19 protein-coding genes are annotated in these 22210 nt (G+C 60.6%); 9 read left to right on the plus strand and 10 right to left on the minus strand.

The window, feature by feature from the left end; all coding sequences use genetic code 11:
- A partial coding sequence (locus REA38_RS15985; protein ID WP_308886233.1) for a S8 family serine peptidase occupies positions 1 to 1750 on the minus strand: 1750 nt, incomplete at its 3' end.
- 478 nt (positions 1751 to 2228) lie between these two features.
- Complete coding sequence (locus REA38_RS15990) at positions 2229 to 2867, minus strand: TetR/AcrR family transcriptional regulator (protein WP_033636396.1); 639 nt, start codon at positions 2865 to 2867, stop codon at positions 2229 to 2231.
- Positions 2868 to 3131: 264 nt separating this feature from the next.
- On the opposite strand from REA38_RS15990, the gene REA38_RS15995 reads away from it, so the two are divergent.
- Positions 3132 to 4349: a Tm-1-like ATP-binding domain-containing protein gene (locus tag REA38_RS15995; RefSeq protein ID WP_308886234.1), complete on the plus strand. Its 1218-nt coding sequence runs from the start codon at positions 3132 to 3134 to the stop codon at positions 4347 to 4349.
- Between the two features lie 94 nt (positions 4350 to 4443).
- On the opposite strand, the gene spy is transcribed toward REA38_RS15995, so the two are convergent.
- A complete protein-coding gene (gene spy, locus REA38_RS16000) occupies positions 4444 to 4932 on the minus strand; it encodes an ATP-independent periplasmic protein-refolding chaperone Spy (protein WP_033636398.1) in 489 nt (162 codons plus the stop codon).
- A 535-nt stretch (positions 4933 to 5467) separates the two neighbouring features.
- On the opposite strand from spy, the gene pdeR reads away from it, so the two are divergent.
- Positions 5468 to 7462: a cyclic di-GMP phosphodiesterase gene (pdeR, locus tag REA38_RS16005; protein WP_308886235.1), complete on the plus strand. Its 1995-nt coding sequence runs from the start codon at positions 5468 to 5470 to the stop codon at positions 7460 to 7462.
- A gap of 16 nt (positions 7463 to 7478) precedes the next feature.
- On the opposite strand, the gene REA38_RS16010 is transcribed toward pdeR, so the two are convergent.
- Positions 7479 to 8345, minus strand: a complete 867-nt coding sequence (locus REA38_RS16010; protein WP_033636400.1) for a crotonase/enoyl-CoA hydratase family protein — start codon at positions 8343 to 8345, stop codon at positions 7479 to 7481.
- Positions 8346 to 8686: 341 nt separating this feature from the next.
- Between REA38_RS16010 and yhjD the strand changes: the two genes are divergently transcribed.
- From yhjD to REA38_RS16025, 3 genes are all read left to right on the plus strand, one after another.
- A complete protein-coding gene (yhjD, locus tag REA38_RS16015; protein ID WP_033636401.1) occupies positions 8687 to 9706 on the plus strand; it encodes an inner membrane protein YhjD in 1020 nt (339 codons plus the stop codon).
- Positions 9707 to 10034: 328 nt separating this feature from the next.
- Positions 10035 to 11357, plus strand: coding sequence for an MFS transporter (locus REA38_RS16020; RefSeq protein ID WP_039569733.1), 1323 nt, complete (start codon positions 10035 to 10037; stop codon positions 11355 to 11357).
- Positions 11358 to 11457: 100 nt separating this feature from the next.
- On the plus strand, positions 11458 to 12225 hold the full coding sequence (locus REA38_RS16025; protein WP_033654494.1) for a CDP-diacylglycerol diphosphatase: 768 nt from the start codon (positions 11458 to 11460) through the stop codon (positions 12223 to 12225).
- On the opposite strand, the gene REA38_RS16030 is transcribed toward REA38_RS16025, so the two are convergent.
- On the minus strand, positions 12226 to 14265 hold the full coding sequence (locus tag REA38_RS16030; RefSeq protein WP_164141690.1) for an AsmA family protein: 2040 nt from the start codon (positions 14263 to 14265) through the stop codon (positions 12226 to 12228).
- Positions 14266 to 14355: 90 nt separating this feature from the next.
- On the minus strand, positions 14356 to 15147 hold the full coding sequence (gene pdeH, locus REA38_RS16035; RefSeq protein WP_308884483.1) for a cyclic-guanylate-specific phosphodiesterase: 792 nt from the start codon (positions 15145 to 15147) through the stop codon (positions 14356 to 14358).
- A gap of 240 nt (positions 15148 to 15387) precedes the next feature.
- Here pdeH and REA38_RS16040 point away from each other — a divergent pair, with 240 nt between their 5' ends.
- The 3 genes from REA38_RS16040 to REA38_RS16050 all read left to right on the plus strand — a co-directional run bounded on the left by REA38_RS16040 (position 15388) and on the right by REA38_RS16050 (position 17258).
- Positions 15388 to 16320, plus strand: a complete 933-nt coding sequence (locus REA38_RS16040; protein WP_308884482.1) for a sugar kinase — start codon at positions 15388 to 15390, stop codon at positions 16318 to 16320.
- 66 nt (positions 16321 to 16386) lie between these two features.
- Positions 16387 to 16566 (plus strand): hypothetical protein, encoded by a 180-nt coding sequence (locus tag REA38_RS16045; RefSeq protein WP_033649970.1) that lies wholly within the window; start codon positions 16387 to 16389, stop codon positions 16564 to 16566.
- Positions 16563 to 17258 carry a LuxR family transcriptional regulator gene (locus tag REA38_RS16050; RefSeq protein WP_047570087.1) on the plus strand — a complete coding sequence of 232 codons (696 nt, stop codon included), beginning with the start codon at positions 16563 to 16565 and terminating at the stop codon, positions 17256 to 17258. Before REA38_RS16045 ends, REA38_RS16050 begins: the two co-directional genes overlap by 4 nt.
- 53 nt (positions 17259 to 17311) lie before the next feature.
- Here the strand turns inward: REA38_RS16050 and ilvC are convergent, their stop codons facing one another.
- Entirely contained in the window at positions 17312 to 18787 is a 1476-nt protein-coding gene (gene ilvC / locus REA38_RS16055; RefSeq protein WP_004929973.1) for a ketol-acid reductoisomerase, read from the minus strand.
- A 168-nt stretch (positions 18788 to 18955) separates the two neighbouring features.
- Between ilvC and ilvY the strand changes: the two genes are divergently transcribed.
- Positions 18956 to 19846: an HTH-type transcriptional activator IlvY gene (gene ilvY / locus REA38_RS16060; RefSeq protein ID WP_033636409.1), complete on the plus strand. Its 891-nt coding sequence runs from the start codon at positions 18956 to 18958 to the stop codon at positions 19844 to 19846.
- Between the two features lie 8 nt (positions 19847 to 19854).
- Here ilvY and REA38_RS16065 read toward each other — a convergent pair whose 3' ends face one another.
- Genes REA38_RS16065 through REA38_RS16075 form a run of 3 tightly spaced genes read right to left on the minus strand, consistent with a single transcriptional unit; the run spans position 19855 to position 22151 of the window.
- Positions 19855 to 20556: a DUF2461 domain-containing protein gene (locus REA38_RS16065; protein ID WP_060425248.1), complete on the minus strand. Its 702-nt coding sequence runs from the start codon at positions 20554 to 20556 to the stop codon at positions 19855 to 19857.
- Between the two features lie 21 nt (positions 20557 to 20577).
- Positions 20578 to 21156 carry a hypothetical protein gene (locus REA38_RS16070; protein WP_047570079.1) on the minus strand — a complete coding sequence of 193 codons (579 nt, stop codon included), beginning with the start codon at positions 21154 to 21156 and terminating at the stop codon, positions 20578 to 20580.
- On the minus strand, positions 21156 to 22151 hold the full coding sequence (locus REA38_RS16075) for a hypothetical protein (protein ID WP_033654501.1): 996 nt from the start codon (positions 22149 to 22151) through the stop codon (positions 21156 to 21158). Before REA38_RS16075 ends, REA38_RS16070 begins: the two co-directional genes overlap by 1 nt.
- Positions 22152 to 22210: the final 59 nt, after the last annotated feature.

The following is a 22210-nucleotide window of genomic DNA, read 5'->3' on the forward strand; positions in this document are numbered from 1 at the left end:
TGTTCTCCAGCGTCACCGCCACCTCGCCGCCGCCGATCGTCGCCGATCCGCTGCTCTGGATCCGATCGCTCTGGCCGTTCGGCCCCACTTCCACCGCGTAGCGCGAACCCGGCTCGAAGCTGACGTTGCCGGCCACGTTCAAAGTGCCGATCGAGTTGCCCGGCGCCACGGTGCCGCCCTGACGGGCGGTCAGCGAACCCACCGTGCCGCTGCCGCCGACGATGCCGCCGCTCTGCACGCTGACGGCCGAGGTGACCGAGCCGTTGACTGCCAGCCGCCCCTGATTGACCAGCGTCGGGCCGGAATAGGTGTTGGTTCCGGTCAGCACCAGCGTGCCGATGCCCTGCTTGGTCAGGCCGCCGTGGCCGGAGATGTCGTTACTCCAGAAGTCCAGGCCGCACAGCACATCGCTGCAGACGCGCTCGGTCGGTTTGCCCTTGTCCAGCACCGCGCCGACGCCCGGCAGATCCACCACGAACTGGGTCGGGCCGTAAGCCACGCCCGTAGGATCCGGGATGCGGAATTCTTCGGGAATATCCTCGACGGTCGCCAACATGCCAGGGCCGTTGATGGCTTTGCCCAGGTTGATCATCCCCCAGCCGTAGAGCGCGTCGATGCCCGGCGCCCCCATGTCGGTGGCGGTGGTTTTCAGCACTTCCGCCACCTGCGCGCCATTCAGATACGGGAAACGCTCCATCAGCACCGCGACGCTGCCGGCCACGTGCGGCGCCGCCATCGAGGTGCCGCTGTATTTGGCGTAGCCGGTCGTCAGATTCTCCACGCTGGTGCCTTCGATCACCGAGCTGTATACCCGGGTACCCGGTGCCGAGACGCACAAACTGGCGGTATAGCCGCAGCGGGAAGAGAAGGTGCTGATGCTGTAATCGCCGCTATTGGTGGGATCCTGCAGGCTGGCGACCGACAGCCAGTTCGGCGCGATATCCGGCACGAAATACGCCAGGCCGGCCATGGCGTCCGGGTTGTTCAGGTTGTAATCGTTACCGGCGGCGAAGATGGTGACCACGCCGCTGCGCGCCGCGTCGATCGCGCCCTGATAGGCGCCGCCGGGCTTGGTGCCCAGGATAACCTTGATCTGATCGAACTGCTTTTGCGCATCGTCGACCGTGAAATGAGGATAAGCGGGATCTTTGCCTCCCTTGGCGAATTTATCGGTAATGCCGATGCCCCAGCTGTTGTTGATGATGCGCGCGCCGCTGGCCACCAGCGCCTCCCAACCGGCCTGGTAAACCGCACCGTCGTTACCGAGGATGATGCCATCCTCCGGGCCGGGGTCGCCGTTTTCCGCGCTGATGATCTGCGCGTTGAACGCCACGCCGTGCATGGCGCCGCCGTCGCGGCTGCCAGCGGCGATGCCGCCCACGTGGGTGCCGTGCGAACCGAGCGTGCCGTCGGAATCCACGCTCGGCGTGCCGTCATAGCGGAAGTCATCGCCTTTCTTCACCGGGATATAGGGATCGGTGTATTCGCGGATGCCTTTGGTGACCAAATTGATCACCTTATTCTCACCGGCAAATTCGGGATGCTTGGCGTAGACCGGCTGATCGAAAATGCCGAGTTTGATGCCTTTTCCGGTATAACCAGCGGCGTAGGCCTGGTCGGCGTGGATCGCCCCCAGCCCCCATTCCGCGTTGAACTCACTGCTGCGCCAGCTGGCCGGATCGCCCGCTTTGCCGTTCTCTATATAGTTGGCGGCCTGCGCCCCGCCGATCGCCGTCAGGCAGATCAGCATCGCGCTCCATTGTGCGCGATGAACTCCGATTTCAGGCCAGCCGAAGGCCGCCCGAGCGGATTTGACTCCTCTAAGTTTCTTCTCCATCCCAGATACCGTCCGTTGTTGTTTGCAAATGTTTTATAAGATTTTTTGTGTAACAGTTTGGTAACACCAAATAAATAAAGCACAACAATCTCAAGTGCGCTTAATGTGTCATCCGGCAGTTCAGCGGGAGGAGAGAAAGTTTCAGGGGTGAATCAGGCCAGCGACGATAAGAAATGACAATGACGCTTGGCGGTATCGGAGCGGCGATAGCACGTGAGGGAATAAATATTAATTAACTGATAAATAAAAATATAATTCATGGGTAACTGAAAGGTGTGGCCGCCTGAAAAGTGCTTAACAGGCGTCTTTTATCACTTTTAATTATAAATTTTGCCAATATTCACTCAGTGAATTATGCTGGTTTTTCAGTCAGCCATCGGCAAAAATTGGATTATCCTGCTGATGTTTTTTTGCGGTTCGTCGCGTCCTCTTCCGCCTGACGAAGGATGGCTTTGGCCATCCATTGCGTGACGTCCTGAATGCTCTCAAGCTCCAGCCCCCAGATATCTTTCAGCACCAGGAACACCTCCGAGCCGTAAATCAGCGAGAAAGCATGAATCACTCTCTGCAGAGAGTCCGGCGGCAGTTTGCCCTGCAGCGGTTCTACCGCCAGCGCCAACAGACGCTTGCGGTTGCCGCGCACGAATTTTTCGCCCGGCGTCGCGTGCGCCCACTGCTGCAAAGAGAGCTGCAACGCCGCGCGCAGCGCCCCCTCGTGCCGTTCCATCTGAGGATAGGCGAAGGTCAGCAACTGCTGGATGCGCTTCAGGGCATCATCGTCTTGCGGGCGCCATTCCAGAATAGGCCCCAGGCTTTCCGCCACCACGGCGCTAATCAGCGCACTCTGGGTCGGAAAGTAGCGGTAGGCGGTCGCACGCGATACCTGCGCATACGCCGCCAGTTCGGTGATCGAAGGAAACGCGCCTTCGTCATACAGCGCCATCGCGCTGGCCAGCAACAAACGGTAGGTTTTTGCCCGGGTGGACGTCAGTGAAGGATCGAACGGGGTGGGAAAAGCATTTATCGGCACTTAAACCTCATACATCTGTACATGCTTGCGCGGCTGGAGATACGCCACTGCCGACAGGTTGACGACAAAGGCTCGGCCGCGCAAAAAGCTCAAAAATGAGACAGAAGTCCCATTTTGCACTGAGCTGCCCTTGCAAAAATGATACTGCCGTCTCATTATATAAATACATTAATCAATTTAATTTAAATGCCAACACCAGGGCACCTAAAAAAATATAATGCATTAATTTTTAAAATAAAAATTAGAAGCACCTCGGAAAAACCCATGAAAGATACTTCAAATTTTGTCTATATTGCTACCACAGCAGATACGAAAGGACAAGAGTTGGAGTATGTGCGGCGGCTGATTGCCAGCCTGGATTTACCCACGCGAACCGTCGATCTCTCCACCCGTAGCTTGCCGTTTGACTCCCCGGCCGATATCGGCCCAGAAGAGGTCGCTCGCCACCATCCGGCGGGCGCCGGCGCGGTCTTCTGCGCCAGCCGCGGCCAGGCGATCGCCGCCATGGCGACCGCTTTCGAACGCTTTATCCTGACGCGCCGCGATATCGCCGCCCTGCTTGGCCTGGGCGGCTCCGGCGGCACAGCCATCATCACGCCGGCCATGCAGCAACTGCCGATCGGTCTGCCGAAAGTGATGGTCTCGAGCATGGCGGCGGGTGACGTTTCCGCCTATGTCGGCGCCAGCGATATCAGCATGCTGTATTCGGTCACCGATCTCGCCGGCCTGAATCGCATCTCGCGACGGGTGCTGGGCAACGCGGCGCGCCAGATAGCCGGCGCAGTCCGCTTCGCCGCCGTCGACTCTCACGACGACAAGCCGGCGATCGGCCTGACAATGTTTGGCGTCACCACGCCCTGCGTTCAGGCGTTGATTGCCGAGTTGGGATCGCAATGGGATTGTCTGACGTTTCATGCGACCGGCAGCGGCGGCAGAGCGTTGGAAAAACTGATCGATAGCCGCCAACTGCACGGCGCCATCGATTTGACCACCACCGAAGTGGCCGATCACCTGTTTGGCGGCGTGCTGCCCTGCAATACCGATCGTTTCGGTGCCATCGCGCGTACCGGCATCCCGTGCGTGCTCTCCTGTGGCGCGATCGACATGATCAACTTCGGCGCGCCGAACACGGTGCCGGCTCGCTATGCCAACCGTCTGCGCCACCCTCACAACCCGCAAGTGACGCTGGTGCGCACCAGCGCGCGGGAGAATGCGTTAATGGGGCGTTGGATGGGCGAAAAAATCAACGCCTGCGCGGGCGAAGTGCGTTTCATTATCCCGGCGGGCGGCGTATCGGTTCTGGACGCGCCCGGGCAACCGTTCTGGGATCCGGCGGCGCTGGCCGCCTTTACGCAAGCGCTGGAAGAAACGGTGCGCGCCACCGACAAACGCCGGTTGATAAAAACGCCTTATCATATTAACGACCCGCGCTTTGCTCAGGCCGTTGCCGAGCAGTTCCGGCACATGGTCGGCGGAGAATGATTATCACTCACTGCATAGCCTGCCAGTGATAACGCCAAATAGAAAAAGGGCCAGACAAATAGTCTGGCCCTTTATTATTCACCGCAAGCGGATATTACTGATCGGAGGACATCTGCGCCTTCATTTTATTCATGTGGTCCATCATCTTTTGCTCACGTTTCTGATAATTCTCATTGTATTGTTTTTTCTGCTCAGGGGTCAGCAGGTTATACATTTTATTTTCCGCTTTGGCGCGCTCCAGCATGCGTTCGGATTGCGCTTTACCGATCGCGTCAATTTGCGCCTTCGCCTTCGCTTCGTCAAAGCTGTCGGAAGCGACCAGATTGTGCAGCGCCTGGCGCTCCTCTTTCATGCCCGGCCCACGCTTCTGGTGCGACTCTTTCATGATATCGCGCATCTGCTGGCGCTGCTGCTCGGTCAGGTTCAGCCCGGCGAACGGGCCGCCTTTGCCTTCACCCTTGTGATGCATCATTTTCATCGGCGCCGCATCCGCCGCCGGGGCAGTGGTGTCTGCAGCGAACGCCGCGGAAGCAGAACCCAGGGCCAGCGTGGAAGCAATAAATAAAGCCGTCAATTTACGCATAATCATTTCCTTAAAAGTTTTTCTTCATCAGGAGCGCTGTACGTTAACAGGCTCATTCGTCGTCGGAGATAATAATAGGCTGATAAATTTCAAGTAATGCGAGGGTGTGTAAACTTTTTAAAACCCGTCTCGGATTTATTCACCAATTATGAGAAAACTATGAAGATGGCGTTTATTTGATGGAAATTTTAATTTCCCGGCAACAATCCCCCCGGTGGAGTTATTTTTCCGCTTTCCCCTTACCGTTATAATTTACTCGCCTGCACGGCAACCTTGCATCAACCGTTTTCCGATAACGGGGGAAGTCAGTACCAGCATCACAGGATCCGATGTTCTCCTACACTTTAAGACAACCGGCCGCCGGGCGACGTTTACACCGCAAAACTAATCATTGCTTATATAATAGTTCCCATCACCCGCTCCGCCTGTGAAAACCTGTTATATGATGCACAGATGCGTACGGCGATCGCTTTCGGGCCAACAGGCTGCCCGGAGCTGTGCTGACCGGCCGCCCGTGCTCTTTTGAGGAATCATCATGCCCGCAGACCAAGGCCCTGAGCTTCTTAACGCCCACTTCGGCACCCAAAGCCCCCACTGGCGGCTGGCGTTTGACAGCAATGCCCTGGAGCTGTCCGCCGTTAAAGGCAAAGCCCACGTCGCGGTGGCGCTCAGCGCCATGGAAGCGGCGAAAATCCGTCGCCTGACCGGCGTCACCGCCAGCCTGGAGCTGACCATTACGCTAGCCGGTGCACCGCTGCATCTGCATCTGGTCGGGCGCCGCGTCAACAACCTCGAATGGGCGGGCACCGCTTCCGCCTTCAGCGACACCCAATCTGTGGCGCGCGACCTGGTGCACGGCCTCTCCTTCGCCGAGCAGGTGGTGTCCGAAGCCAACTCGGTGATCGTGATCGTCGATCAACACGGCCGCATTCAGCGTTTCAACCGGCTGAGCGAGGAGTATACCGGGCTGCACGAACACGAGGTGATCGGCAAAAACGTTTTCCAGCTGTTTATGAGCCCGGAAGAAGCCGCCGCTTCGCGGCGCAACATCGCCGGCTTCTTCCGCAACGGTTCGTCCTATGAGGTGGAACGCTGGGTAAAGACGGTCAAGGGCGAACGGCTGTTCCTGTTCCGCAATAAGTTCGTGCACAGCGGCAGCGGCAAAAACGAGGTGTATCTTATCTGCTCCGGTACCGACATCACCGAAGAACGCCGGGCGCAGGAGCGGCTGCGGGTGCTGGCCAACACCGATCTCATCACCGGCCTGCCGAACCGTAACGCCATCCAGGACAAGATCAATCACGCCATCGCCACGCGCGGCGAAGAGAGTTTCGGCCTGGTGTACCTCGATCTCGACAACTTCAAAAAGGTCAACGACGCCTACGGCCATATGTTCGGCGATCGGCTGCTGGTCGAGGTCGCGCTGGCGATCCTCGGCTGCCTGGGCCCAGACCAGGTGCTCGCCCGCCTCGGCGGCGACGAATTCCTGGTGCTGGCACCGCAAGCCGATCGCGAGCGCCTGCAAACGCTGGCGCAGCGCATTATCGACAGGCTGAAAACCCCTTTCCGCATCGGCCTGATTGAGGTGTATACCGGCTGTTCGATCGGCATCGCGCTGTGCCCGGAGCACGGCAACGATCTCGACAGCCTGATCCGCAGCGCCGATACCGCCATGTACGTCGCCAAGGAGCACGGCAAACGTACCTATACCGTCTTCTCGCCGGAGATGAATAAACGTGTCGCCGAATACATGTGGCTGGACACCAACCTGCGCAAAGGGCTGGAGCAAAATCAGCTGGTGCTGTATTACCAGCCGAAAATCGACGCGCGCAGCGGTGAAGTGCACAGCGTGGAAGCGCTGGTGCGCTGGGATTCGCCGGAGCGCGGCCTGATCCCACCGCTGCAGTTCATTTCCTACGCCGAGGAGTCCGGCCTGATCGGCCCGCTCGGCCAATGGGTGCTGCAGACCGCCGCCGGGCAGGCAGCGCAGTGGCAAGAACAGGGCTTGAATCTGCGGGTGGCGGTCAACCTCTCTGCCCGTCAGCTGGCCGATGACAGCATCGTCAACGACCTGCTCGGGGTGCTGCGCCGTCACCGCATGGCCCCCTGTCTGCTGGACTTCGAGTTGACCGAAAGTAGCCTGATTGAAGACGAGAACCGCGCGCGCGCGTTGATCACCCGGCTGCGCGAACTGGGCGCGCAGGTGCATCTCGCCGACTTCGGCACCGGCTATTCGTCGCTGGCGCAGCTGGCGCGCATTCCTCTGGACGCCATCAAGCTGGATAAAAGCTTCGTGCGTGGGGTGAATTTCAACCCGGTATCGCAATCGTTGGTGCGCGCGATCGTCGCGGCGGCGGAGGCGTTGGCCTTCCGGGTGATCGCCGAAGGGGTGGAGACCGAGAGCGAAAACCACTTCCTCGACGAGGTCGGCGTGGACGAAAAACAGGGCTTTCTGTTTGCGCGGCCAATGCTCCCGGAACAGCTGGAGCATTGGCTGCAGTCCTATCGCCCGCGCTCACCCTCCGCATGAGGCGGGCGCGTTAAGGTTAGCCGGCACGACGCAGGTTCAGGGTATGGCGATCCTGCAACATCACCAGCCGCTCGATGTAGGCGCGGTCTTTTTCCTCAATGGTAAAGGCCGAGTGCACCCAATCTTCGGTAATGTCCATCAGCTCGGAGCGCGTCAGCTGCAACACGCGCTGACGCGCCCGCAGCATGGCGCGCATGCCGTTGAGCTTCGGCCGAATGGTATCGATAAAGGTGCGCGTCGCCATGTAGGCGTCGCCGGGCTGGAACAGCTGATCCACCAGCCCGCGGCTCTCGAACCACTCTGCGGTATGCGACTCGCCGCCCCAAATCAGCTCCTCGGCCAAGCGCATGCCCGCCTTGCGCGCCACCAGCGAGTAACCGCCCATGCCGGGAAACAGGTTGAACGCGATCTCCGGAAACCCCATGCGCGCATTGTTCTGCGCCAGCACGAAATGGTGCGCCAACGCCGCTTCAAAGCCGCCCCCCAGCGCGCTGCCTTCGACCATCGCAATGCTGACCGCGCCGGTGTCGAAACCGCGAGCCGCCGCATGCACGCAGTCGATGCAGGCGCGCGCGTAGGCCATCATCGCCTCGCGCTTGCGGTTTTTGATCGCGTCGGCGAAGAACTGCAGATCGCCGCCGACGTTGAACATGTTCGGCACCAGCGAGCCGGTGACCCAGAAATCGAACCGCAGCGAAGACTCCTTCGCCGCCTGCGCCAGCGTCATGATGTCTTCGATCAGCGCCTGGTTGAAGCAGGGGCGCGGCGCGGCGCGCAGCAGCATCCACATGATGTGCCGCCCCTCTTCATAGTAGGCGGACAGCTGCGACAGATTGCCCGCTTCGGTAAACGGGCGGCAGGTGGGGTGATTAAGCAATTTCATAAGACCTTCCAGTTTTTCTGTTGATGACGGATGAGACCGTTCCAGCCCCTACGGCTGCAGCGGAGCGGCGAGCGGCAAAGCGCAACGCCACATCATGAGTAAACGCTTTCTCGCCGACGAAACAGATAAAAATTGGAGGTAGGAAAGTGAAAAAAACTGAGGCGCCACGGGGTTTCCATAGGAATTTTACCTATCGCGCCATCGTCGGCATTTCATGCCGGGCGCTAACGCGCTAAGCTCGGAAAATGACCGTTTGCCGCCCCGGCGCTCAAAACGCCGCGGGGCTTTGGCTATAATCAATGCTGAAACATGCCGTTTAACGTTAAGGAAATCGTGAAGTAATGCCTACAGGACCAGACCAGGAACGCCGCCAGCCCGCACAAGACACGCCGCCGAAGCCGCTTATCGCCATCAAGACCGGCCATGAGACCCTCGACCGCCGCATCGGTGGTTTTTCACGTCTGATTGAACGCATCAAAGCCTGGCCGAGCGTGGCGCACCTGCTGCGCGCGGCCGAACGCTTTAACGATCGGCTGGGTAGCCAGTTCGGCGCCGCCATCACCTATTTTTCGTTCCTCTCGCTGATCCCGATCCTGATGGTGTCGTTTGCCGCCGCCGGCTTCGTGCTGGCCTCCAATCCGGACCTGCTGGCCCGCTTGATCAACCGGATCGTCGGCAGCATCAGCGATCCGACGCTGGCCAGCACGCTGAAGAACACCGTCAATACCGCCATTCAGCAGCGCACCACCGTGGGGTTGACCGGCCTGGCGCTGGCGCTCTATTCCGGCATCAGTTGGATGGGCAATCTGCGCGAGGCGATCCGCGCGCAGTCGCGCGATGTCTGGGAGCGCAATCCGCAGGATCAGGAGAAAATCTACTTCAAATACACCCGCGACTTCATCTCGCTGACCGGCCTGGTGGTCGCGCTGATTATCACGCTGTCGCTGACCTCGGTCGCTGGGTCGGCGCAGGCGGCGATCGTCAACGCGCTGGGGCTGGACGGCATCGAATGGCTTCGGCCGGCGCTGACGACGATCGCGCTGTCGATCTCGATCTTCGCCAACTATCTGCTGTTCCTGTGGATTTTCTGGATGCTGCCGCGCCACAAACCGAAGAAAAAAGCGCTGCTGCGCGGCACCTTGCTCGCCGCCATCGGTTTTGAAGTGATCAAGTTCGTGATGACCATGACGCTGCCGCAGGTGGCGAAGTCGCCTTCCGGCGCGGCCTTCGGATCGGTGATCGGGCTGATGGCGTTCTTCTACTTCTTCGCTCGTTTGACGCTGTTTTGCGCCGCCTGGATCGCCACCGCCGACTACAAAGGCGACAAAGCGTTGCCGGAACGCGAGCCGCCAGCGCGCTGAAGCCATGCAATCGTGCCGGTGTTATCGCACACACCGGCACGTTCATCTGGTTAACAGCCAAAAAACCAGTCAATACATCTGAATCGCACGGTGCGCCATCCGGAAAACCAGCATAACAAACTGCCCAGTCACTTTTCTTTGCCGTTTTTACAGCCATTCCCTCTGCGCGAACTCCATTTCTCAACGTTTAACGCTGCAGAAAAGAAGCCCGGTAAAACATTAGTCTTTTTAACCGGTTAGGAGCGGCGTTGCCCAAAGCTCCCGCGTTGAAAAGGCCGCATGCTGTCACTAAGATGGATTTTTACCCCCTCTAACGATAAGAAATATTATGCAAGCCACCATCGCACCCCCACTCGACGCCGACGAGGCGTCCACACCGGTGAACTCCCGCGGGAAAGTCATCGTCGCCTCGCTGGTCGGCACCGCCATCGAGTTCTTCGACTTCTACATCTACGCCACCGCCGCGGTGATCGTGTTCCCGCACATCTTCTTCCCGCAGGGCGACCCGACCACCGCGACGCTACAGTCGCTGGCCACCTTCGCCGTCGCCTTTGTCGCGCGCCCTATCGGCTCTGCGCTGTTCGGCCACTTCGGCGATCGGGTAGGGCGCAAGGTCACGCTGGTCGCCTCGCTGCTGACCATGGGGATTTCCACCGTGCTGATCGGCCTGCTGCCAAGCTATGAAACCATCGGCATCTTCGCCCCTATCCTGCTGGCGCTGGCGCGCTTTGGGCAGGGCCTGGGGCTGGGCGGCGAATGGGGCGGCGCCGCCCTGCTGGCGACGGAGAACGCGCCGGCCAAAAAGCGCGCGCTGTACGGCTCCTTCCCGCAGTTGGGCGCGCCGATCGGCTTCTTCTTCGCCAACGGCACCTTCCTGCTGCTCTCCTGGCTGCTGAGCGACCAGCAGTTTATGGATTGGGGCTGGCGCGTGCCGTTCATCCTCTCCGCGGCGCTGGTGCTGATCGGCCTGTACGTTCGGGTATCGCTGCATGAAACGCCGGTGTTCGCCAAAGTGGCCAAGGCCGGCAAACAGGTGAAAGTGCCGCTCGGCACGCTGCTGAGCAAGCATCTGAAAGCCACCATCCTCGGCACCTTCATCATGCTGGCGACCTACACGCTGTTTTATCTGATGACGGTGTATTCGATGACCTACGGCACCGCGCCGCAGCCGCTGGGCCTCGGCTACTCCCGCAACAGCTTCCTGTGGATGCTGATGGTGGCGGTGATCGGCTTCGGCGTGATGGTGCCGATCGCCGGCCTGCTGGCGGATGCGTTCGGCCGCCGCAAGACCATGATCGCCATTACCCTGCTGATGATCGGCTTCGCGTTCCTGTTCCCGCCCCTGCTGGGTTCCGGCAATCAGGCGCTGGTGATGGGCTTTCTGCTGTGCGGCCTGAGCATCATGGGGCTGACCTTTGGCCCGATGGGCGCGCTGCTGCCGGAGCTGTTCCCGACCGAAGTGCGCTATACCGGCGCGTCGTTCTCCTACAACGTCGCGTCGATCCTCGGCGCGTCCGTGGCGCCTTATATCGCCACCTGGCTGGCGGCCCACTACGGGCTGTTCTACGTCGGCATGTACCTGGCGGCGATGGCCGGGTTGACGCTGCTGGCCCTGCTGTTGATGAAAGAAACCCGCCACCGGTCGCTGTGATCCCCTGCGGCCCCCTCACTGCGGGGGCCGCACGCGTTGTTCGTTTACTGTCATAAAACCGGGCTATGCTGGATGTTTCTCTCGGTAACAGGATCGGCCGATGTCTCTGCGTCGTGGGGTATTTGTCTGCGTTGCGCTGCTGGCGGCTCTCGCCATCGCGCTCTATTACGGGTTGAAGCCTGATCATCCCGATGCGCTGTGGCGCATCGTCAGCCAGCAATGTCTGCCCAATCAGCAAGCGCATGACAACCCGGCGCCCTGCGCGCAGGTAGATGTGCCGGCCGGCTTCGTGGTGTTTAAAGATCGCAACGGGCCGCTGCAATACCTGCTGATGCCCAGCGCCAAAATCACCGGGATAGAAAGCCCGGCGGTGCTGGACGCCACTACGCCGAATTTCTTCGCCCAGGCCTGGCGCGCGCGCCACGTGATGGCGGAACGCTATGGCAAACCGATCGACGATGGCGATATTTCACTGGCGATCAACTCGGAATATGGCCGCACGCAAAACCAGCTGCACATTCATATCTCCTGCCTGCTGCCGGCGGTAAAACAGCGGCTGGCGCAGATCGGCCCCGATTTTATCGATCAATGGCAACCGCTGCCCGGCGGCCTGTTGGGGCATGACTATCTGGGGCGGCGGGTGACCCCCGCCGAACTGGAACAACAGGGCGCCTTCCGCCTGTTGGCTTCCGGCCTGCCGCGCGCCGAAGGGCGCATGGGCAGCTTCGGCCTGGCGATGACCGCGCTGCCGGACGGCGATTTCCTGCTGCTGGCGACCGAGCGCAGCCTGCTGCCGTTTACCCTGGCCTCGGCGGAAGAGATCCAGGATCACGACTGCCGGCTGCTCACGCCGCCGCCGCACGCCTGACTATTTTTTGCCTTTCATCTCCCGCAGGATCTGCCCGCACTGGTTCTCCTCGCCGCCTTCACTGGGTGAAACCAACGCCAGCAGCGCCGCCGCCGGCGTCAGCACCGCGCCCAACGCCACCGCCGCCGCGCCGCGGGCGATCAGCGGCCCGGCTTTGACGCCGGCGTCGGGGTGCTTGAAGGTGCCTTTCACGTACAGCGGCGAGCGCAGGGTCAGCACGCGCATCCCCTTGCTTTCCGGATCGATGGACAAATCCAGCCGTTCGGTGGCGAGGTTAGTGTTGCCGGTGATGTTGATCACCGCGTTCTCGGTGTCGAACACGAACAGCCGCGGCGCGGCGACGCCGTTGCGGATGCCGACGTCCGCCGCCGCGCAGTTGATGCCCACCACATCGTCACCGAACAGCTGCGCCACCAGATAGTTGCCGACGTTCAGACCGAGGATCTCCATCAGGCTGCGGCTGATCACCCCGTTATTGATCAACAGGCGCAGGTCGCCGTTGCTGGTCGCCAGCAGCTCGGCTACCGAATTGCCGCTGCCCGTCAGCCTGGCGTCGCCGTTCATCTGCCCGAGGCTGCGCTTCATCGCCGCCACGTTCGGCAACAGCTGTTTGAGCTGGAGTTTGCGCGCGTGCATATCCACCTGGCCGCGCATCGGCTTTTTGCCGCCGTCGAGGCGCACCACGGCGTTCAGGCTGCCGCCCGCCATGCCGAAGCGCAGCGGATCCAGGCGCAGTTCGCCATTGTTCAGCTTCAGATGCGTGGCCAGATCGCTCAGCGGCAAATCGCTGCCGCGTTCAATGCGTGCGGCGGCAAACTTCACGTCCGCATCCATCTTGCGCCAGCTTTGCGTATCGAACTGTTCGACCGGCAGCACTTTATCCGCCGGCTGGCGGCTCTTCTCGCCGCGCCCGGCTTTGGCGGCGTTGGAGTCCGCGCCGATCAGCGGCGCCAGATCCGCCAACCTCAGTTGCCGGGAGCTCACCGCGCCGCTCAGCGTCGGCCGCGGCTTACCGGCAACGTATTTCAAATCGCCGTGAATGTCGCTGTCACCGATTTTGCCGTCGAATTTCTGATATTCGAACACGGCGCCGCCCGGCTGATGCAGGCGGGCAATCAGATGGCCATCGGTCGCATACGGCGGCGTGTTCGGCAGCAGCACGCCGGTCAGGCCATAGAGATTACCCAGGCTTTCGCCGGAAAATTTCAGTTGCACGTCCAGCCCGCCGAGGTTCAGCGGATCGGTCAAGGTGCCCGCCACCGCCACCCGGGTACTGCCGGAGCGCACGTCGGCCTGCAGCGGGAACGGCAGATCGGCGCTCTGCAGCGACAGCATGCCGCCAATCTTGCCGCTGCCGCTCAGCGGCTCGCCGTTGTATTTGCCCTTGACCTGCCAACCGAAGACGTAGTCAGGAGTGGCGGCCTTGCCGCTGCTCTGTTTGCCGGTCACTTCACTGAACGGCAGCGGTTTGCCGAGCGGATCGATGACGGCGCGGAAGTCCGCCTTCAGCGTGGCGTCTTTAAAGGCGATCTGCCCCTTGTCGAACACGATGTCGTGAACGGTGAACGACCAGTCGGAAGGCGGTTGCTGCGGATCCTGGCCAGCGGCCAGGTCAAACGTCCAGTTGTTGTCGCCGTTGGCCAGGCGTTGCAACGACGCATTCGGCTGCTTGAGCCAAATGCGCGGGATCAGCAGTTCTTTCTTCAGCAACGCCAGCGGTGCGATGCTGGCGTCGACGCGCTGCAGCGTCACCATGCTGTCGCCGGGCATGTTTTTCGGGTTACCCAGCCACACGTCTTCGGCGTGAATATGCGGCCAGGGCACCCAGGCGCGCCAGCCGCCCTCATCCCGGTTACGCGACCAGTCGACGCCCAGATCGCCGCGGATGGCGAACGGCCGCCGCAGTTCGGCCGACACTTTGTCGTTGATGGTGGGCTTGAGTCGATTCCAGTCGAAGGTAGCGATGAAGATCGCCAGCGCGGCGACCGCCAGCAGCACAATGCCGCCCAGCCAGCTGAAAACCTTTCCTGTTCTTGTCATAGGGCTCCCTCAGCACATAAACCGGGCTGCCGAATGAAAGGAAAAGGAATGAGCAGCCCCGTTTAAGATTAGCTGAGGATAGGCCGGAGTTCACGCCGGCGCGCCGGGCGCGGCGAACAGCGTCGGTACGCTGTGTAAAGTTTCAAAGCATGCCGGGCGGGAAAGATAGTAACCCTGCGCGGCCAACGCGCCGGAACGCTGTACCAGCCGCCACTCCTGCTCGGTTTCCACGCCTTCGACGATCACCCCGTCGCTGTGCTGGTTCATCATCTTGATCAGGGTGCCGAGCAGCTGCACGCCCTCTTCAGACTGTTTAAGCAAGGTGAACAATTCGCGCGCTACCTTGATGTATTGATAGCGCCAGGCGCCGACGGCGGAGAAGTTGGCCAGCCCGCTGCCGAAATCGTCCAGCCACAGTCGTTCGCCGCCGACCATCTGGTGCAACGGGCGGTTTGACGCCGTTTCGGCATGCTCCACCAGTTCGAAGCGCAGATAGGGCATCTCGGCGATCTGCCGCTGCAGCTCGCTATGGCGCTGCAACGCTTGCAGCGCCATGCCGTCGATATTGACCGACACCATCACCGCGTGGCGAATGAACAATGCCTGCCAGCGCTGCAACAGCGCCAGCTGTTCCTGGATCACCCGCAAACGCTGGGCGACGCCGAGCGAGGAAAAATACTGTTCCGGGGATTGCCGTTTGTTCGGTTCATTCGGGTGATATACCGCCGTCAGCAGTTCCACCGCCAGCAGCGCGCCGCTGGTGCGATAAATCGGCTGGAAGGTATACAAGCGCCGGCATTGCCGCCAGTAGCGCCGCGATTTGGCGCAGGCATAGAGGGCAAAACAGGGCGCCAGCAGACCCGAGATCAGGTTGGTTATCATCGGTACTATCGCCGTGGCGGGGAAGTGAGAGCACTGCCGCTGTTTCTTTACCCAGCATATCGGCCGCGTCGCGTAAAACTTTAAGCACGAATTGCCGCACGGTTTCATCTTCACCCTGTTTTGGCATAGGCCGATCGCGATCATAAAAAATTAAAACACTGTTTTAATTTATTGACTACCCCACCGCCTTGCGTGGAGACTGGCGGTTGTTGCTTCTTCTTTAGCCAGGGCTTATTGACGATGACTATCCGAAATCTCGCCGTGATCGGCGAATGCATGATCGAACTGTCGCAGCAGGGCGCACAGCTGACGCGCGGCTTTGGCGGCGATACCCTCAACACCGCCGTCTACCTCGCCCGCCAAATGCCGGAACAGACGCTGCAGGTGCATTACGTCACCGCGCTCGGCACCGACAGCTTCAGCGACGAGATGCTGCAGGCCTGGCGGCAGGAGAAGATCGAGACCGGGCTGATTCAGCGGTTGGAAAACAAACTGCCGGGTCTGTACGTGATCGAAACCGACGCCGCCGGCGAACGCACCTTCTACTACTGGCGCAACGACGCCGCCGCCCGGTATTGGCTGGCGGGCCCCCAGGCCGACGCACTGTGCGCCCGGCTGGCGCAGTTCGATTACCTGTATCTCAGCGGCATTAGCCTGGCGATCCTCGCGCCTGCCGACCGCACGAAGCTGCTGGCGCTGTTGCGCCGCTGCCGCGCCAACGGCGGCCAGGTTATCTTCGACAATAACTATCGCCCGCGCCTGTGGCACAGCCGTGAGGAAACGCAGCAGGCCTACCGTGAGGTGCTGGCCTGCACCGACATCGCCTTCCTGACGCTGGATGACGAAGAGTCGCTGTGGGGAGCGCAGCCGGTTGAACAGGTGGTGGCGCGCACGCAGGCGCTCGGCGTCGGCGAGATCGTTATCAAACGCGGCGCGGATGCCTGTCTGGTGTTCAGCGTGGAGGGAGAGCGGCTTGAGGTGCCGGCCATCGCGCTGCCGCCGGAGCGCGTGGTGGATACCACCGCGGCGGGCGACTCTTTCAGCGCCGGTTACCTGGCGGTACGCCTGAACGGCGGCAGCGCCCAACAGGCGGCGCAGCGCGGCCACCTGCTCGCCGCAACGGTGATCCAACACCGCGGCGCCATCATTCCCGCAGCGGCGATGCCCGCATAGCCAATAAGGCGGCGGCGAGGTAGCCTCGCCGCCCGCACAATAGATCCCAGAAGCATTGATGAGAGGATGATTGAAAGAATTTCCCTGGCGTTGGCTTATTTCCGCCCAGAGCTGCTAAGCTCGGGTCTTGGCATTGCTGCCTTTTTGAATTTATTAGCCGAGTATAAATTTCAATCCGCCGCACTGACTAGCTGGACTTTGGTGCAGGTCGGGCTGAGCCGCGAACGACAGGGAGGTTACCAATGACCGTCACATTCGCCAACGCCGTCGCCGCAAGACTGCATCTTGACGGCCGACTGCACGCCTTCAGCCAATTCAAATACGCTTATTTGACCTTCAACAAACACCTTCCCGATCGCCATCTGCTGGTCTCGAGCTACCCGCAAGAATGGCTGGACATCTACAGCGCCAATCGCTATCAGCGCATCGATCCCGTCGTGCGCGCCGCCCATAGTCGCTGCGCGCCCTTTATGTGGCACGACACCCCCGTCACCACCGAGGATCGGCATTACCGGAAGATCTTCAGCCAGGCGCGGGAGTACGACATCGTGCACGGCTGCAGCTTTGTTTTGCACGATCACGACAACAACCTGGCGATCTTGTCGATCAGCGCCACAGCAACCGATGACGCCGAACTGCGGCAGCTGATGGAAGACGAGAGGGCCAGCTTGCAGATGGTATTGGTCGATACCCACCAGCACGCTCTGGCCTTGGCCAGCGCCGAGGCGAGCCGGACAGACCGGCTCTCGCCGCGCGAAGGGGAAATCCTCTACTGGGCCAGCCAGGGCAAAACCTACCATGAGATCGCGCTGATCCTGGGGATAAAAACCGGCACGGTGAAGTTTCACATCGGCAATGCGGTGCGTAAGCTGGGGGTCGCCAACGCCAAACACGCGATCCGGCGCTGCCTCGAACGGCAATTGATCACGCCACCGTAGGCATAAAAAAGCCGGCATCGCTGCCGGCTCTGTGTGCTTTGCCTTGCGGGAAATCAGCCCGCAACGGCGATGCGTTTCATGTCGGTCATGTAGCCACGCAGTTTGCGGCCGACGGTTTCGATAGGGTGGCTGCGCACCGCTTCGTTCACGTCACGCAGCTGCGCGTTGTCCACCGCCGTACCCGCCACGGCTTTGCCCAAATCGCCCGCCTGCAGGGTGGTCATGAAGTCCTTCAGCAACGGCACCGCCGCGTTGGCGAACAGGTAGTTGCCGTACTCTGCGGTATCGGAGATAACCACGTTCATTTCATACAGACGCTTACGCGCAATGGTGTTGGCGATCAGCGGCAGCTCGTGCAGCGATTCGTAGTAAGCCGACTCTTCGATGATGCCGGCATCGACCATGGTTTCGAACGCCAGCTCAACGCCCGCTTTCACCATCGCCACCATCAGCACGCCGTGATCGAAGTACTCTTGCTCGCTGATTTTGCCTTCAAACTGCGGCGCATTCTCGAACGCGGTTTTGCCGGTCTCTTCGCGCCAGGTCAGCAATTTCACATCGTCTTCCGCCCAGTCGGCCATCATGCCGCTCGAGAAAGCGCCGGAGATGATGTCGTCCATGTGCTTCTGGAACAGCGGCGCCATGATGGTTTTCAGCTGTTCGGACAGCGCATAGGCGCGCAGCTTGGCCGGGTTGGACAGGCGATCCATCATCAGGGTGATGCCGCCCTGCTTCAGCGCTTCAGTGATGGTTTCCCAGCCGAACTGAATCAGTTTCTCGGCGTAAGCCGGATCGGCGCCCTCTGCAACCAGCTTGTCGAAGCACAGCAGCGAACCCGCCTGCAGCATGCCGCACAGAATGGTCTGCTCGCCCATCAGGTCGGATTTCACTTCGGCGACGAAGGAGGACTCCAGCACGCCGGCGCGGTGGCCACCGGTCGCCGCCGCCCAGGCCTTGGCGATCGCCATGCCTTCGCCTTTCGGATCGTTTTCCGGGTGAACCGCAATCAGGGTCGGCACGCCGAAGCCGCGCTTGTACTCTTCGCGCACTTCGGTGCCCGGGCACTTCGGCGCGACCATCACCACGGTGATGTCTTTACGCACCTGCTCACCCACTTCAACGATGTTGAAGCCGTGGGAATAACCCAGCGCCGCGCCGTCTTTCATCAGCGGCTGCACCGCGCGCACCACGGAAGAGTGCTGCTTGTCAGGCGTCAGGTTGACCACCAGATCCGCCTGCGGGATCAGGTCTTCGTAGGTGCCGACCTTGAAGCCGTTTTCGGTCGCCTTGCGCCAGGAAGCGCGCTTCTCGTCGATCGCTTCTTTGCGCAGGGCATAGGCGACGTCCAGGCCGGAATCGCGCATGTTCAGCCCCTGGTTCAGACCCTGGGCGCCACAGCCGACAATCACCACTTTTTTACCTTTCAGGTAGCCGGCTTCGTCAGCAAATTCGTCGCGCGCCATAAAGCGGCATTTACCCAATTGCGCCAACTGCTGACGCAGGTTCAATGTGTTGAAATAGTTAGCCATGGTGGTACTCCGGTTTGATGTTGTCTTGCATTGTTATTTTCATTCCCCGCCCTGTCTGTGCGGAGATTCGTTAAACTCAATGTATAACAGGAAATGCGTTGCTTAAATTGATATATTAAGAACGTGACATTGCAATTTATGCAACACACTCACTGCGAGCGTATCGATATGGATTTACGTGATTTAAAGCTGTTCCTGCATCTGGCCGAAAGCCATCACTTCGGGCGCACCGCCAAGGCGATGCACGTCAGCCCGTCGACGCTCTCCCGCCAGATCCAGCGGCTGGAAGAGATCCTCGGGCAGCCGCTGTTCCTGCGCGATAACCGCACCGTGCAGCTGACCGACGCCGGCGAACAGCTGAAAGAATTCGCCCAGCAAACGCTGCTGCAATATCAGCAGCTGAAGCACTCACTCGGCCAGCACGGCCCTTCGCTCAGCGGCGAACTGCGGTTGTTCTGCTCGGTGACCGCGGCGTACAGCCACCTGCCGCCGATCCTCGATCGCTTCCGCGCGCAGCACCCGCTGGTGGAGATTAAGCTGACCACCGGCGACGCCGCCGACGCGGTCGACAAGGTGCAATCCAACGAGGCCGATCTCGGCATCGCCGGCCGGCCGGAAACGCTGCCCGCCAGCGTGGCGTTCACCAAAATCGGCGAAATCCCGCTGGTGCTGATCGCGCCGGCGCTGCCCTGCGCGGTGCGCAGCCAGGCGTTCGCCGACAGGCCCGACTGGGCCGAGATCCCGTTCATCCTGCCGGAGCACGGCCCTTCGCGAAAACGCATCGAGCTGTGGTTCCGCCGCCACCGCATCAGCAATCCGCTGATTTACGCCACCGTCGGCGGCCACGAAGCCATCGTGTCGATGGTCGCTTTGGGCTGCGGCATCGCACTGATCCCGAGCGTGGTGGTGGACAACAGCCCGGAGCCGGTACGCAACCGCATCTCGCAGTTGGATAACATCTCGATGGTCGAACCGTTCGAGCTGGGGGTCTGCGTCCAGAAAAAGCGCCTCAGCGATCCGCTGATCGACGCCTTTTGGCGCTTGCTGCATCCCCGCTGACGCGGGGTTTACAGATCCGCCGGATCGATCTGCTTCATCGTCTCTACCTGCATCAGCCAGTGGTAGAGCGGCTCAAGCTGCAAAAATGCCCCGGCCAGCAGCGGCACCAGATCGGCACTGAACAGCTTTTCCACTTCGCTGTCGGTCACCATCACCGCAAACGACTTGCGGTTGTACCAGGTGGCGATCTCCGCCGCCTGTTCCTTCACCAGCGGGCGCTTGTAGCTTTCGCCCACCAGCTCGAACGGCGGCCGGCAGCAGGCGGCCACCTCAAGGAAAGGCTGCGGCCGCTGCCTCAGCGTATGGCGGAACAGATCCATGGTCGGCTTGTTGGCGCTGTAGTAGCCGAGCCCATAGCGCAGCATGTCCGGCCCCAGTTCGAAAAAGTAGACCGGCGCGTCTTTCCAGTCTTTGCTCGGGCGCTTGAACGTCAGCCACATGCGGCTGCGGTAGCGCGATTTGTCATGTGAAAAGCGCGTATCGCGATGAATGCGCGACAGCGTTTTGCCGATCGCCGGGCGAGTCTCGAACAGCGGATCGATCGCCAGCATGCCGGGAGCCAGCTGCTCCACCAGCGCGCGAAACGGCGCCAGCAGCTCGCGATCGTAGATGTCGCGGTTGCCGTCGAACCACGCCTTATCGTTCTCGATCCGCACCTGCTGCAGGAAATTCAGACCCTGCTGGCTAAAGCCGGAGAAGGGTTGCGTCATAAGTTTTTCCGTTCTGACGGTTTATCGGGTGTTGCGCAGATCTTCCCTCTGCCAACGGCGTTTGATCAACACGCGCCGACGCGTGCGAAAATAAGCGACATAGAGAGAGAACGCCGCCCGGTTGCTGAATAGCGCACCGCCAACCACGCCCCCCAGCAGCATGGCGACAGTGGCGATGCCGGTCATCCCCGCCGCCCACGCCGCCGCGGCGCCAAGGCAAAACAGGCCGAGCATGCCAAGGTAATATTGCAACAATACCACCCCGCTGTTTTTACCCTGCACCAGTTGGAACAGGATCAACGTCATCCACACCGCCACGATCGCGCCGCTGCCCATGAGAACGGCAGCGGAAGTCTTGCCGCTCCAGGCGGCCGCCACGTCCGTGGCCAGGCCCATCACGCCCGCCAGCCCCAGCGTCAGGCAAACCATCAGCAACATGACATTGCCGACGCCCGGCGGCGACAGCCGCTGGCCCGGCGTCAGGAAATGCTGCTCGAGCTGCGCATCCACACCGGCGAAAAGCGCGCCATCGCGCGCCGCGATTTGGCGTTCCATCTCCCGGCCCTGCGCGATCAGGCGTTTAATCATCCAGTCCGCCATTACCTCACCATCTGCGGCAATTTCTGCATAATGCCCACAAAATACTGCCCGGTGGTTTTCACATTCACCGGCGCAGACAGGGTGCCGCTGATGCCGCTGCCCACGAACGTCAATGAGTTATTGAGCGCCGAATGCAATTGCTGGCGCAGCCCGTTTTGGATCGCTTCCGTCGGGTAGCGCTTCGGGTATAAGCCGTTCTTCACCATCTCTTTCAAGACGTTATTGGAAATTCCCGGATTTTCCGCCCGAATGATGTTTTCGGTCAGCCGCTTCCTTTCGCTACGGGGCATGCTTTTCAGCCATTCCGTCGCCTTGCGCGCCGAAATGCGGCGCATGGCGCGGTAGGTCATCGTCGCTTCCTTCAGGGCAGCCCCGGCACTGGCCAGCGAGATCACATCGAGCACGGTACTGGTAGCGATATACCACTGTTCTGAGTCGAGCTGAGCCAGTTCATCGCCTTTCCCGTCATAAAGCTTGTTGACGCGGTACAGCCCATTGCCGCACTGCAACGCGCTGGCAGCCATGCCGGCATAACCCAGATAAGCCACCGCCGAGCTGGTGCCGCCGGTAAACGGCACGGCGACGCTGCCCGACGCCAGTAAAAATACCGATACCAGCAGCGTTCCGCACGACAGCGCGGCCGAGGCCAACTCTTTGCTGACGCTGGGTTTGCTCAACGCTTCCGACAGCGTATTGGTCGCGGCAACGCGTGAAGTATGAGCCACCGTTTTGCTGATGACCACGTGGGTAACCTGCGAAGCGTTTGAGTAACCGGTGTGCTGCGTCGGGCGGACTAAAAATGAGTTCTGCCCGTCGGAAAAAATAATGCCCACGCCATGAAAGGCGAGGCTGCAGTCCAGCGAGTCCTGCAAGGCTTGCAGATTAATATCGCGATAGAATTCTTGTACGCCGGTATTGCCCAACAGGCGGGCAAACTCGGCGTTGGTCAAATCGTCTTCGGGGGAACCGAACGGCGTAGAAAAAGCGGTTTTCATTGTCGTGCATCCCTATACGTCAGAAGTCTTGGCAGTATAAAAATGCACGACAAAATCAC

This window comes from Serratia sp. MF1(2023) (genome assembly GCF_030954545.1).
GTDB lineage: Bacteria > Pseudomonadota > Gammaproteobacteria > Enterobacterales > Enterobacteriaceae > Serratia > Serratia sarumanii.

What these genes read in the sequence shown, in the direction of transcription:
- REA38_RS15995 (WP_308886234.1), top strand. Translation starts at nt 3,132, where the DNA reads ATGAAAGATACTTCAAATTTTGTCTATATTGCTACCACAGCAGATACG.
- spy (WP_033636398.1), bottom strand. Translation starts at nt 4,932, where the DNA reads ATGCGTAAATTGACGGCTTTATTTATTGCTTCCACGCTGGCCCTGGGT.
- pdeR (WP_308886235.1), top strand. Translation starts at nt 5,468, where the DNA reads ATGCCCGCAGACCAAGGCCCTGAGCTTCTTAACGCCCACTTCGGCACC.
- REA38_RS16010 (WP_033636400.1), bottom strand. Translation starts at nt 8,345, where the DNA reads ATGAAATTGCTTAATCACCCCACCTGCCGCCCGTTTACCGAAGCGGGC.
- yhjD (WP_033636401.1), top strand. Translation starts at nt 8,687, where the DNA reads ATGCCTACAGGACCAGACCAGGAACGCCGCCAGCCCGCACAAGACACG.
- REA38_RS16020 (WP_039569733.1), top strand. Translation starts at nt 10,035, where the DNA reads ATGCAAGCCACCATCGCACCCCCACTCGACGCCGACGAGGCGTCCACA.
- REA38_RS16025 (WP_033654494.1), top strand. Translation starts at nt 11,458, where the DNA reads ATGTCTCTGCGTCGTGGGGTATTTGTCTGCGTTGCGCTGCTGGCGGCT.
- REA38_RS16030 (WP_164141690.1), bottom strand. Translation starts at nt 14,265, where the DNA reads ATGACAAGAACAGGAAAGGTTTTCAGCTGGCTGGGCGGCATTGTGCTG.
- pdeH (WP_308884483.1), bottom strand. Translation starts at nt 15,147, where the DNA reads ATGATAACCAACCTGATCTCGGGTCTGCTGGCGCCCTGTTTTGCCCTC.
- REA38_RS16040 (WP_308884482.1), top strand. Translation starts at nt 15,388, where the DNA reads ATGACTATCCGAAATCTCGCCGTGATCGGCGAATGCATGATCGAACTG.
- REA38_RS16045 (WP_033649970.1), top strand. Translation starts at nt 16,387, where the DNA reads ATGATTGAAAGAATTTCCCTGGCGTTGGCTTATTTCCGCCCAGAGCTG.
- REA38_RS16050 (WP_047570087.1), top strand. Translation starts at nt 16,563, where the DNA reads ATGACCGTCACATTCGCCAACGCCGTCGCCGCAAGACTGCATCTTGAC.
- ilvC (WP_004929973.1), bottom strand. Translation starts at nt 18,787, where the DNA reads ATGGCTAACTATTTCAACACATTGAACCTGCGTCAGCAGTTGGCGCAA.
- ilvY (WP_033636409.1), top strand. Translation starts at nt 18,956, where the DNA reads ATGGATTTACGTGATTTAAAGCTGTTCCTGCATCTGGCCGAAAGCCAT.
- REA38_RS16065 (WP_060425248.1), bottom strand. Translation starts at nt 20,556, where the DNA reads ATGACGCAACCCTTCTCCGGCTTTAGCCAGCAGGGTCTGAATTTCCTG.
- REA38_RS16070 (WP_047570079.1), bottom strand. Translation starts at nt 21,156, where the DNA reads ATGGCGGACTGGATGATTAAACGCCTGATCGCGCAGGGCCGGGAGATG.
- REA38_RS16075 (WP_033654501.1), bottom strand. Translation starts at nt 22,151, where the DNA reads ATGAAAACCGCTTTTTCTACGCCGTTCGGTTCCCCCGAAGACGATTTG.